At 64.2% G+C, this 12,418-nt stretch carries 12 protein-coding genes; 10 read left to right on the forward strand and 2 right to left on the reverse strand.

All coding sequences use genetic code 11. The features are described 5' to 3' along the window. The first annotated feature begins 26 nt into the window (after nt 1-26). The 3 genes from QRN07_RS00825 to QRN07_RS00835 all read left to right on the forward strand — a co-directional run bounded on the left by QRN07_RS00825 (nt 27) and on the right by QRN07_RS00835 (nt 2,783). Nucleotides 27-740, forward strand: a complete 714-nt coding sequence (locus tag QRN07_RS00825) for a TRAP transporter TatT component family protein (protein ID WP_285240138.1) — start codon at nt 27-29, stop codon at nt 738-740. A gap of 64 nt (nt 741-804) precedes the next feature. Next, on the forward strand, nt 805-1,500 hold the full coding sequence (locus QRN07_RS00830; protein WP_285240139.1) for a hypothetical protein: 696 nt from the start codon (nt 805-807) through the stop codon (nt 1,498-1,500). A 338-nt stretch (nt 1,501-1,838) separates the two neighbouring features. Next, on the forward strand, nt 1,839-2,783 hold the full coding sequence (locus QRN07_RS00835) for a methylenetetrahydrofolate reductase (protein ID WP_050684343.1): 945 nt from the start codon (nt 1,839-1,841) through the stop codon (nt 2,781-2,783). 83 nt (nt 2,784-2,866) lie between these two features. Here the strand turns inward: QRN07_RS00835 and QRN07_RS00840 are convergent, their stop codons facing one another. Both QRN07_RS00840 and QRN07_RS00845 read right to left on the reverse strand, forming a co-directional pair. Beyond that, complete coding sequence (locus tag QRN07_RS00840; RefSeq protein ID WP_050684342.1) at nt 2,867-3,373, reverse strand: DUF2004 domain-containing protein; 507 nt, start codon at nt 3,371-3,373, stop codon at nt 2,867-2,869. 44 nt (nt 3,374-3,417) lie between these two features. After that, entirely contained in the window at nt 3,418-4,335 is a 918-nt protein-coding gene (locus QRN07_RS00845) for a LysR family transcriptional regulator (protein ID WP_056597836.1), read from the reverse strand. Between the two features lie 131 nt (nt 4,336-4,466). Here QRN07_RS00845 and QRN07_RS00850 point away from each other — a divergent pair, with 131 nt between their 5' ends. From QRN07_RS00850 to nrdF, 7 genes are all read left to right on the forward strand, one after another. Then, nucleotides 4,467-5,858 (forward strand): NAD(P)/FAD-dependent oxidoreductase, encoded by a 1,392-nt coding sequence (locus tag QRN07_RS00850; RefSeq protein WP_285240140.1) that lies wholly within the window; start codon nt 4,467-4,469, stop codon nt 5,856-5,858. Beyond that, entirely contained in the window at nt 5,855-6,586 is a 732-nt protein-coding gene (locus tag QRN07_RS00855) for a DUF1365 domain-containing protein (protein ID WP_285240141.1), read from the forward strand. Before QRN07_RS00850 ends, QRN07_RS00855 begins: the two co-directional genes overlap by 4 nt. Then, nucleotides 6,583-7,947 carry a class I SAM-dependent methyltransferase gene (locus QRN07_RS00860; RefSeq protein ID WP_285240142.1) on the forward strand — a complete coding sequence of 455 codons (1,365 nt, stop codon included), beginning with the start codon at nt 6,583-6,585 and terminating at the stop codon, nt 7,945-7,947. Before QRN07_RS00855 ends, QRN07_RS00860 begins: the two co-directional genes overlap by 4 nt. 474 nt (nt 7,948-8,421) lie before the next feature. Continuing rightward, nucleotides 8,422-8,667: a glutaredoxin-like protein NrdH gene (gene nrdH / locus QRN07_RS00865; protein ID WP_050684338.1), complete on the forward strand. Its 246-nt coding sequence runs from the start codon at nt 8,422-8,424 to the stop codon at nt 8,665-8,667. A gap of 38 nt (nt 8,668-8,705) precedes the next feature. Further along, entirely contained in the window at nt 8,706-9,155 is a 450-nt protein-coding gene (nrdI, locus tag QRN07_RS00870; protein WP_050684337.1) for a class Ib ribonucleoside-diphosphate reductase assembly flavoprotein NrdI, read from the forward strand. 50 nt (nt 9,156-9,205) lie between these two features. Next, entirely contained in the window at nt 9,206-11,326 is a 2,121-nt protein-coding gene (gene nrdE / locus QRN07_RS00875; RefSeq protein WP_050684336.1) for a class 1b ribonucleoside-diphosphate reductase subunit alpha, read from the forward strand. Between the two features lie 91 nt (nt 11,327-11,417). After that, a complete protein-coding gene (gene nrdF / locus QRN07_RS00880; protein WP_050684335.1) occupies nt 11,418-12,392 on the forward strand; it encodes a class 1b ribonucleoside-diphosphate reductase subunit beta in 975 nt (324 codons plus the stop codon). Nucleotides 12,393-12,418 lie beyond the last annotated feature (26 nt).

The raw sequence follows: 12,418 nt of genomic DNA on the forward strand, positions 1-12,418 counted from the left end.
CGGGACAGGTCTTGAGGAGGCATTCAGTGCGGAGACCGGGGAAGCGGCGCCGGCTGCTGCTGGTTTCCGCGCTTCCTGTCCTGCTGGTGCTGGTCATCGCGGCCAAGCTGGTCAGCGTCAGCCTGATTGCCGATGCCGCCGCCGGGGCGTTCGGCCGCGGGGATTCCGCAGGTGTGTCGTCGGCTGCCCGCGGACTGCTCACCGGTAACGTTATCGAACCCCACAAGGCAGTCTTTGCTGCCGGGGACGGTGAAGTCCTGGCCGGCAACTTCGCGGCCGCCCGGGAACACTTCCAGGCGGCACTGGAGCTGAACCCCGGGCCGGATGAATGCAAGGTCCGCGTCAACCTGGTGCTGGCCACGGAACGCCTCAGCGAAGGCGCTGCCGACCCCGCACAAAAGCACCAACTGCTCACCGAGGCGCTCGCCGCCGTCGAACAGTCCCCGGCCGGGTGTTTCACCGACGCCGGCAACGGCTCCGGGTACAACGACGCCGGCGAGGGCAGCCGGCTGGCCGAAGCCCAAGACCGGCTCAGTGCCGCACTTGCCGCCGGTGACGGGGGCGAAGATGCAGGGGAGGAACCCCAAGGGGAGGAACAACCGGAACAACCGGACGCCTCCCGGCTGCAGCAGCTGGAACAGCAGGCCCGGGACGCGCTGCGGGAGCGGCTGGAGAGCGGCGCACGTAACGAATACCTCGACCGGCCGGACACCGGGCCTGGGGTGGACAGGCCATGGTGAGGCAAATCCCTGCGGTAATCCCGGCCACAGGAAAGCGCCCAGGCGACCGGGCTAGGCTCGGTACATGGGGAAAACAACAACAGCATCTGCACGGAACATCAGTCACGGCCGGGGGCCCGTCTGGCTCACCTTCGTCGCCGCGCTCGCGGCCACCGCCGGATTCTTCGCGTACGGCTGGTCCCTCTATCCCGGCCTGCCGGACATGTCCTTCACGCAGTTCCTTGCCGCGGGCATGACGGTTTTCCTGGCCGGGCTGGCTGCCGTGTCAGTGCGAGCCTTCCCGCCCCGGCCGGAGGCGACTGCCTGGGAACTCCACCGCCGCGAAGGCATGGCCCGCGGCACCATCGCCGCGCTGGGACTCACTTCCCTGGCCCTTGCTGTCACCCTCGGCCTGCAGGGTCCCCAGGGAGGGACCGGACCGGACAGGCCCACAGCGCCCCCGGCTCTCCTCTCCATCCCGCTGTTCCTGCTGGTGGTCATCGGTTCGTACGCTGTTGCCGCCAGGTGGGCTGCCCGCGCCGCTGCGCGGGCAGGTGTTGCCCCCACTGCGCAGGAAGCCGCGGCGGACCGCTTGTGGATCAGCGGCATCATCTACAACAACCCCGAAGATGCGCGCCTGCTGGTGCCGAGGCGGGAGGGGGCAGGTTACGGACTCACCATCAACCTGGGCAACCGCGCAGGCAGGATCGGTGCCATCTGCTTCGTGGCGCTGGTGGTCCTTGTCCCGCTGGCGCTCGGGGTGCTGGCCTGGCAAAGCTGACAGGCCCGCCCCGCCCGCTGGGCGAAGAAAATTCCGGGCCCGGGCTACTCAAGGCGTCAATGTGCGTCTTAATTCGGCGGCAGACTTGAAAGCGCCCCCGCACGCTCATAGAGTCATTACCGAGTTACCCTGGTAACGTGTCAGCGATCCTCCGGTTCGGAGGGTGTGGGTGCCCCCATGTGGGCCTGACATTTGCTCACGGACAACGTCAAAACAGGCTTAACAGTCCCGGCTGTGTTCCTGTGGAGTTTTCCCGTGATCCCCGAACTCAATTCATTGCCGGCAGGTCCCACCCAAAAAATGTGGAACTGCCTCCAATGGCAAAGCCAAGGACGCAAATGTCACCACCAAGCCTTATTGACACACATCCGAACCTCTCCGACGCCGCCCCGGTGGCGCTTTCGTACGAGCTGTTCCCGCCCCGGTCGCCTGCCGCCGCGGAAACTCTTTGGACCACGATCCGTGAGCTGGAGACCACGTCTCCGGACTACGTCTCCGTCACCTACGGTGCCAGTGGCTCCAACCGGGACACCGCCGTCGAACTCATCAACCGCCTCGTGGTTGAAACCACCCTGCGGCCGTTGGCGCACCTGACCTGCGTTGGCAACACGCCGCAGGAACTGGCAGCCATCATCGGCCAGCTCCTGGATACCGGCGTGCGGGGCATCCTTGCCCTGCGCGGCGACCTGCCCAAGGACAGCGGGGCGCCGATCGCCGGTTCGCTGCGCTACGCCCAGGACCTGATCGAACTGATCCGCCGCGTGGAACAGCGCCGGTCCGCGATGCTTTGCGCCGGCAAGATCGCGGTGGGTGTGGCGGCCTACCCCACACGGCACCCCGAGTCGCCCAGTGAAGCCCACGATGTGGAGGTACTGCTGGCCAAGCAGCGTTCCGGCGCCGACTTCGCCATCACGCAGGTCTTCTTCCACACCGCGCAGTACGCGGACCTGCTCACCCGGGCCCGCCGCGCCGGCGTGACCATCCCGATCATCCCCGGCGTGATGCCGCTGACCAGCGTGCGCCGCGTCACCCGCCTTGGCGAGCTGGCCGGCGTCGAACCCGCACCGGAGCTGATGGCGCGGCTCGCTGCCGCGGACAGCGACTCCGAGCGTCGCCGGATCGGTGTCAGCGCCACTATTGACCTGGCGAACGCAGCCCTGGACGCCGGCGCCCCCGGCCTGCACATCTACACCTTCAACGAGCACCAAAGCGCGCTCGAAGTCCTGGACAAGCTTGCGCTGCCCCGGCACTCCCGTAACGGCCTGCTGGCAGACGCAAAGTAGCAATTCTTCGCTGACAGCATAAAAGTACGACGCCGGCCGGTCACCAGGGTGACCGGCCGGCGTCGCTTTCCAAAATGGGAGCCTCAGGACTCCCAGAGGATTTCGTCGTCCACCACGCCGTCCTCATCGGCCGAGGCCACAAGGACCTCGTCCGTAAAGTGCTCACCCAGGGTGAAGTCAAGCACGAAGTAGCGTTCCGGCTGCCCGGGGTAGATGGCCACGTGGCCCAGCTTCAGGGCCTTCAGGAAAACGTCGTTGGTGAGCTGGCTGCGTTCCTCCACGCCGAAGACCTTTTGCAGGTGCTCATCCTTAAGCGCATTGCAGTGGAAACGGAGATACTCCTGGGGGCTGGTGCCCTCCTGGCCGAGTTCCTCGGCGATCATGTCGCGGACCTCATCAACGAGCTCGGGCAGGAACCGTAGCCGGTAATCCACCTTGTGCATCGCGGCCTCGTCGAAATGGTCATGGGCGGTGATGTTGAGGTCAAGTTCCAGGGGATGTCCGCGCAGTTCGTGCTTCGCGGCGAAGTTATGGTCCCTGCCGTGATTGAGCTCGACTTCGCCGAAATGCTGGCTCGCTACCCTGTTCATATTCTCAACATAGACCCGAACAGCGGTGCATTCCAGCATTCGGCCTAATTGACTGCCGTGCGCATTCCGGCGAGGGTTTCCGCCAGCAGGTCCACAAAAAGCTGGACCCGGGCGGTTTTGCTGTCGTTGATCACCAACGCGAAAACGTTGCGGGCCAACCGGATTTCGGGGACGTCCAGCACCACCACGCCTGCCGGCTTGTTCCGCAGCGCGAGTTCGGGGACCAGCGCCGCGCCGAGTCCCGCTGCAGCCATCTCCAGGCTGGCGTGGAAGTCGTCGCTGTGGGCCACCACGCGGGGATGCAGGTTGCAGCCGGCGAAGAGCCGCTCGATCACCATGGCGTCGCTGGTGCCGGGGTGGTGCATGATCCACGGCATCTCGGAGAGGTGGTCTGCAGCCACCTTGGCGTCCGGGCCGAAGCCCCAGCCTGCGGGCAGCACCACCCGGAAGTCGTCGTCACCGATCCACTGCCGGTTGATGGTGTTGGGCCACGCCAGCCCGGTCTGGCCCACCTGGAACACCAGCGCCAGGTCCAGGTCCCCGCCGGTACGCAGGCCCTGGATGGTTTGCCCGGGTTCGGCTACGGAGACCTTGAGGTCAATGCCCAGGTCCTTCCACGCCGGGTTCTTCAGGATCCGGGGGAGGACATAGGTGGCCAGGCTGGGAAAGATGCCCAGCCGCAGTTCCTGGCTGGCGGTGTCCTGGGTTTTGGAGGCGGCGGCCATCAGCGCCCCGATGTCCGTGAGGACCTTCGCGGCATGGCGGGTCATCACGACGGCGGCTTCCGTAGGGACCACGGCCCGCGCCGACCGCTGGAAAAGAACCACGCCGGTATCGCGTTCCAACGCGGACATCTGTTGGGAGACCGCGGAGGCGGTATAGCCCAGGGTTGCCGCCGCCGCCGCGAAAGAGCCGAGGCGCGTGACTTCCAGGAGGGTCTTCAGATGTACCGGATTCACCACCTGCCCACACTACTCTGCCTGCGCCCGGTCAAAAACCGGTCCGTGGTGCGCCCATCCGATCCTGCCGCCGCTTCGAAGTACCCTTTGAAAACACCGGCCCGGCGGGCCAATGTTCAGCAGAGGAGCAGCAGTTGTCACCGAACGCAGCAGTGAGCAGGACCGTGAGGCGCCGCGTAGCAGTGGTGGGAAGCGGAGTGGCAGGACTCACCGCCGCCTACATCCTGAACCGGCACGACGACGTGACCCTCTTCGAGGCCGACTCCCGCCTGGGCGGCCACGCCCACACCCACGACATGCCGCAGCCGGACGGCTCCTTCCTCGGCGTCGACACAGGCTTCATTGTCCACAACGAGCGGACCTATCCCACACTGCTGCGGCTGTTTGCCGAACTGGGCGTCGAAACCCAGGATTCCGAAATGAGCATGTCCATCCGCTGCGACGGCTGCGGCCTCGAGTACGCCGGTGCCCGCGACGGTGCCAAGGGTATTTTTGCCACCCCGGCCAATCTCTTCCGCGTGCAGTACCTTAAAATGCTCGCCGAGGTGGCCAGGTTCTACCGCAAGGCCCGGATCCTGCTGAAGACCGCGCCAGCCAGCGCCGTGGGTGCCGGCAGCACTTCCGAGTTGACCCTCGGTGAGTTCCTGGCCCGGGAAAAATTCAGCCCCTACTTCATCTCCCACTTTATGACCCCGGTGGTCAGCGCCGTATGGTCCTGCGATCCCACCACGGCCCTGTCCTACCCGGCACGGTACCTGTTCACGTTCCTGGGCCATCACGGCATGTTGGGCGTCAAGGGCTCCCCGCAGTGGCGCACAGTGACCGGAGGCTCCCACCGGTACGTGGAGAAGCTTGCCGCGACGCTCCCTGACATCCGGCTCAACACGGCCATCACGGCCATCCGGCGCATCGCCGATGGTGTGGAGATCGCCACGGACTCCGGCCTGGATGACTTTGACGCCGTGGTCATCGCCACCCACCCCGCCCAGGCGCTGGGTTTCCTGGCCGACGCCACACCGGCCGAAAAAGAGGCGCTGGGCGGCATGCCCTACTCCGTCAACCACACCGTGTTCCATCGCGACCCGGCCGTGCTGCCGGCGGCGGACAACGCCAAGGCGTCCTGGAACTACCGGCTGCCCGCCTGCGATGCCCGCCCGGACAACGTCCTGGTCAGCTACGACATGACCCGCCTGCAGCGGCTGGAGCACGCCGACAGCCGGCCCTACATCGTCAGCCTGGGGGAGTCGGACCTGATCGCACCGGACGCCGTCCTGGAACGCATGGTTTACGAGCACCCGCAGTACACCCCGGAGTCCCTGAAGGCGCAGCAGGCAATTGCCGCGCTCAGCGATGGCCGGGTGGCGTACGCCGGCGCGTACCTGGGCTGGGGCTTCCATGAGGACGGCGCGTTGTCCGGCCTCCGCGCCGCCGAATCGCTGGGCCGCACGTGGGTCAGCCCGACTGGCAACGTCGACCCTTCCGGTGACGGGGAGCGCGAACTCCTCGCGGCCGGTGAGCCTGCATGAGTGCCGGGGCGGTCATCTACCGCACCTCGATCGCCCACGTGCGGGAGTCGCCGTTGAAAAACAGGTTCACCTACCGCAGCTACAGCTGGTTTGTGGACGTGGACAACCTGCCCCTCCTGCCGCGCCTGCTGCGGCCGCTGGCGGTCTTCAATGCCGGGGACCATCTGGGGGACCCGGCGGAGAGCATCCGGACCAACGTGGAACGCTACCTGCGCACCCAGGGGATGGAGCCCGACGGCGGCGCCATCCGCATGCTGACCAGCGCCAGGGTCTTTGGCCACGTGTTCAACCCGCTCAGCCTCTTCTGGTGCTACCGCTCCACCGGGGAATTGGACTGCGTCATCGCCGAGGTCCACAACACTTACGGCGAACGGCACTGTTACCTCCTGCGGACCGACGCGTCAGGGCGGGCCTCGGTACCCAAGGCCTTCTACGTTTCGCCGTTCAATGACGTGGACGGGCAGTACCGCATGAAGCTGCCGGCGCCGGACGAACGGCTGGCGGTCTCGATCGTCCTGGAACGTGAAGGGCAGCGTCCGTTCGTAGCCACCATGGATGGCCGGCGCAGGCCGGCCACCATCAAAAACATCCTCGCAGCGGCGGTGGCGGTTCCGGCCGCACCGCTGCTGGTATCCGCACTTATCCGGGTACAGGGCATTAAGCTCTGGGCAAGGCGCCTTCCGGTCGTCACCCGGCCACACCACACCTCACAGGAGGCAGTTCAATGACAATGACGGACGATAACGGGACCACCGCAGCTGCGGCAGGGGCCCACGCGGCCACCTCCGGTGCCGCCGCCTGGACCGGAACTGGAGTTCCGGCGTCGCCCGCCACCATCGATCCCGAGATCTGGCCGGGAGTGGCCCAGCCGCCGTCGGGCGCCAAGGCGCTGGTGGCGGGCAAGGCCGCCGGGTTGCTGTTCAAGGGCGCCGTGAAGCGGCTGCCCATCCGGGTTGTCTACCCGGACGGCACCATCCTGGGCACCGGCGGGACCGACGCTCCGGTGCTGACAATGGTCCGGCCGGATGCATTCGAGGCCCGCATCGGGGACAACGGGCTGATCGGACTGGGCGAATCCTTTATGGCCGGCGACTGGGAGGCCAGCGACCTCGCCGACGTCCTGGAAGTCTTTGCGGCTTCCGTGGACACCCTGATTCCCATGCCGCTGCAGAAACTCCGGACCCTGTACCTGCCCCGCACGCCGCGCCAGGAACGCAACGCCGAGCAGAACACCCGCAGCAACATCTCGCGGCACTACGACCTGTCCAACGACCTGTTCTCGAACTTCCTGGACACCACCATGAGCTACTCCTCGGCGCTGTTCCCGGCCGAGGCAGGCCACCTGGCCACCGTCGGCTTCGAGGGGCTGGCGGCCGCGCAGCAGGCCAAGATCGACAGGCTGCTGGACCGGGCGGGCGTCAGGGCCGGGACGCGGCTGCTGGAGATCGGCACGGGCTGGGGTGAACTGGCGCTGCGGGCCGCAGCCCGGGGCGCCACTGTTTACAGCGTGACCCTTTCCAGCGAGCAGCAGGCGCTGGCGCAGGACCGTATCGCCGCCGCCGGCTACGCGGACCAGGTCACGGTTGCCCTGCAGGACTACCGCGCCGTGGAGGGCGAGTTTGACGCCGTGGTGTCCGTGGAGATGATCGAGGCGGTGGGCTACGAATACTGGCCCATCTACTTCCAGACCATCGACCGGGTGCTGGCTCCCGGCGGCAAGGTGGCCATCCAGGCCATCACCATGCCGCACGGCCGGATGCTGGCCACCCGCAACGCCTACACCTGGGTGCACAAGTACATCTTCCCGGGCGGCTTCCTGCCGTCCGTGCGGGCCATCGAGAGCGTCACCCAGAAGCACACCACCCTGCGCGTCCGGGAGCGGATGGGCATGGGCGACCACTACGCGGCCACGCTGCGGCTGTGGGAGGAACGGTTTATGGCCCGGTCACGTGAAGTGGGCGAGCTGGGCTTCGACCCGGTCTTTCAGCGCATGTGGCTGTTCTACCTGTGCTACTCCCGGGCCGGCTTCCAGTCGGGTTACCTGGACGTGCAGCAGGTGGTGCTGGACCGCCGGGAGGCGCAGCTCTGACATCCCTGCCCTGACGGCAGTGCCGTTGGTCACCAGGAGGGGTTCCGAATCTCACTTCGGGGCCCCTTTTTGGTGTTTCCGTGCAGTTCCTTTGCCGGCTTGGCATTCGGCGACACGCCGCCAAAACCGCGACACGCACGGGGTTAATTGTGCAGAACTTCATCCACAGGGTGTGGACAGGAGGGCCCGGATCGGCGGATTCCCGGCCAATTAGGGGTGCCGGACCTGTGGATTAAAAGTGCAGGGAATGACATACTTGTAATACATCATCTAGGGGTCGCTGCGGCCGCCCTGCACTAGATGTAGTATCAATTTACGGATCGGGCACCAAGCAGAAACAGCCCGGACAAATGCATACAACGTCCCAGGAAGCAACCGGCGCATCAGCCGGGCCAACCGGGCCGGCATCGGAGACGGACGTCAAAAGACCCGGGCTCCAGCAACGGTAGAAGACTTACAAAGGGGATTGGGAACATGACCGTCACGGTTTACACGAAGCCGGCCTGCGTTCAGTGCAACGCCACTTACCGCGCGCTCGACAAGAAGGGCATTGCCTACGAGAGCGTCGACATTTCCCAGGACGCCGAGGCCCTGGAACGCCTCAAGGCCCTTGGCTACATGCAGGCGCCCGTTGTGGTCACGGACCAGGACCACTGGTCAGGTTTCCGCCCGGACAAGATCGCGGAACTCGCCGAATCGGCAGTTTCTTCCGTAGCCTGATTTTCCCTTTTTTCCAGCACTGAACCGAGGTACCTCCCGTGGCTGCATTGACGGTTGAAGCCACCACCACGGACAGCCCGCTGATCTGCTTTTCATCTTCATCAGAGAACACCCTGCGGTTCGTCCGGAAGCTGGGCATGGATTTCGCCCGGCTTCCGTTGTACGCCAGGGATGCACCCCTGCTGGCCACCCGGCCTTTTATCCTGGTCCTTCCCACCTACGGGGGAACCGGGGGTGAAGGCTCCGTGCCCAAGCAGGTCATCCGGTTCCTCAATGAACCCCGGAACAGGGAACTGATCCGCGGCGTCATCGGGGCCGGCAACACCAACTTCGGGGACAACTATTGCCTGGCTGCGGACATCGTGGCCGCCAAGTGCAAAGTGCCCCAACTTTACAGATTTGAACTCATGGGAACACCGGAAGATGTGGCCAGGGTTCACCACGGATTGGAGACGTTTTGGACACGACAGTCACAGACTCAGAGCTAGCCACCGGGGGAGTCGACTCCCTGCCGGCAGCCGCCGTCGACAAAGCCGGAATGCCCGCCGCCTACAAGGGCCTTGGTTATCACGAGCTGAACGCGATGCTGAACCTGTACGGTCCCAACGGCGAAATCCAGTTCGAGGCTGACCGGGAAGCTGCGCACCAGTACTTCCTGCAGCACGTGAACAACAACACGGTGTTCTTCCACGACCTGGAAGAGAAGCTCGAATACCTGGTGAAGAACGAGTACTACGAGCGCGAGACGCTGGACCAGTACACGATGAACTTCATCCGCGACCTGTATAACCGCGCCTACAAAAAGAAGTTCCGCTTTGAGACCTTCCTGGGCGCCTTCAAGTTCTACACCTCGTACACGCTGAAGACCTTTGACGGCAAGCGTTTCCTGGAGCGCTACGAGGACCGTGTCTGCATGGTGGCCCTGCACCTGGCCCGCGGCAACGAACAGCTCGCGCTGCAGATGGTGGATGAGATCATCGAAGGCCGCTTCCAGCCGGCCACCCCCACGTTCCTGAACGCCGGCAAGAAGCAGCGCGGCGAGCTGGTCTCCTGCTTCCTGCTCCGCATCGAAGACAACATGGAGTCGATCGGCCGCTCCATCAACTCGGCACTGCAGCTGTCCAAGCGCGGCGGCGGCGTGGCCTTCGCGCTGACCAACATCCGCGAAGTCGGCGCGCCCATCAAGCAGATCGAGAACCAGTCCTCCGGCGTCATCCCCGTGATGAAACTCCTCGAGGACAGCTTCTCCTACGCAAACCAGCTCGGTGCCCGCCAGGGTGCCGGCGCCGTTTACCTGCACGCCCACCACCCGGATATTTATCGGTTCCTGGACACCAAGCGGGAGAACGCGGACGAGAAAATCCGCATCAAGACCCTCTCCCTGGGTGTTGTTATCCCGGACATCACGTTCGAGCTGGCCAAGAAGGACGAGGACATGTACCTGTTCTCGCCGTACGACGTCGAAAAGGTCTACGGCATGCCGTTCTCCGACGTCTCGGTCACCGAGAAGTACTACGAGATGGTGGACGATTCCCGGATCAAGAAGACCAAGATCAAGGCGCGCGAGTTCTTCCAGACCCTCGCCGAGATCCAGTTCGAATCCGGCTACCCGTACATCATGTTCGAGGACACCGTGAACCGGGAAAACCCGATCGACGGCAAGATCATCATGTCCAACCTGTGCTCGGAGATCCTCCAGGTTTCCCAGCCCACCACGTACCACGATGATCTTTCCTACGACGCCACCGGCAAGGACATCTCCTGCAACCTGGGCTCGCTGAACATTGCCAAGGCCATGGACTCGCCGGACTTCGGCCTGACCATCGAGACGGCCATCCGGTCCCTCTCGGCAGTGTCCGACATGTCCAACATCACCTCGGTGCCTTCCATTGCCCGCGGCAACGACCAGAGCCACGCCATCGGCCTGGGCCAGATGAACCTGCACGGTTACCTGGCACGGGAACGGGTGCACTACGGCTCCGAAGAGGGCCTGGACTTCACCAACATCTACTTCTACTCCGTGGTGTTTCACGCGGTTCGGGCCTCCAACCTGCTCGCCATCGAGACCGGCCAGACGTTCGGCGGCTTCGAGAAGTCCAAGTACGCGTCCGGTGAATTCTTCGACAAGTACACCGAGCAGGAATGGGTACCGCAGACGGCCAAGGTTGCGGAGCTGTTTGACGGCATCCACATCCCCACGCAGGATGACTGGCGCGAGCTGAAGGCTTCCGTCATGGAGCACGGCATCTACAACCAGAACCTGCAGGCCGTCCCGCCCACGGGCTCCATCTCCTACATCAACAACTCCACCTCCTCGATCCACCCGGTGGCGTCCAAGATCGAGATCCGCAAGGAAGGCAAGCTGGGCCGCGTGTACTACCCGGCTCCGTACCTGACCAACGACAACCTGGAGTACTACCAGGACGCGTACGAGCTGGGCTACGAGAAGGTCATCGACACCTACGCCGCGGCAACGCAGCACGTGGACCAGGGCCTGTCCCTGACGCTGTTCTTCAAGGACACCGCCACCACCCGCGACATCAACAAAGCGCAGATCTACGCATGGCGCAAGGGCATCAAAACCATCTACTACATCCGTCTCCGCCAGCTCGCGCTGGAGGGCACGGAGGTGGACGGCTGCGTCAGCTGCATGCTTTAATCTTCAACTAAACATCGGCAGTACGACGGCGGGCGCCCACCCGCCGTCGTACGCTTTAAGTAAGTACCAACCCAAACTTTTAGGGGATGACATGACCGAAAAGGTCAAGCTGCTCAGCCACGTCGAGGCCATCAACTGGAACCGCATCCAGGACGATAAGGACGTTGACGTTTGGAACCGCCTGGTCAACAACTTCTGGCTGCCGGAGAAGGTGCCGCTGTCCAACGACGTCCAGTCGTGGAACACGCTGACCCCGGCGGAGCAGCAGCTCACCATGCGCGTTTTCACGGGCCTGACCCTGCTGGACACCATCCAGGGCACCGTGGGCGCCGTCTCGCTCATCCCCGACGCGATCACTCCGCATGAAGAAGCCGTGTACACCAACATCGCCTTTATGGAATCGGTGCACGCCAAGAGCTACTCCTCGATCTTCTCGACGCTGGCCTCCACCAAGGAGATCGACGAGGCGTTCCGCTGGTCCACTGAGAACGCCAACCTTCAGAAGAAGGCGCAGATCGTGATGGACTACTACCAGGGCGACGATCCCCTGAAGCGCAAGGTAGCCTCCACGCTGCTGGAGTCTTTCCTGTTCTACTCGGGCTTCTACCTGCCCATGTACTGGTCTTCACGCGCCAAGCTGACAAACACGGCTGACCTGATCCGCCTGATCATCCGCGATGAGGCCGTGCACGGCTACTACATCGGCTACAAGTTCCAGAAGGGCCTGGAAAAGGTCTCCGAGGAGCGCCGCCAGGAAATCAAGGACTACACCTTCGAACTGCTTTTTGAGCTGTACGAAAACGAAGTCCAGTACACGCACGATCTTTACGACGGTGTTGGCCTGGCCGAGGACGTCAAGAAGTTCCTGCACTACAACGCCAACAAGGCGCTGATGAACCTGGGCTACGAGGCCATGTTCCCGGCCTCCGTCACCGACGTTAACCCGGCCATCCTGTCAGCCCTGTCACCGAACGCTGACGAGAACCACGACTTCTTCTCCGGGTCCGGTTCTTCCTACGTCATTGGCAAAGCTGTCAACACCGAGGATGACGACTGGGATTTTTAGCCTCTGAAGGCAGAGAAACCCGGTCG

The organism is Pseudarthrobacter sp. MEB009 (genome assembly GCF_030208875.1).
Lineage (GTDB): Bacteria > Actinomycetota > Actinomycetes > Actinomycetales > Micrococcaceae > Arthrobacter.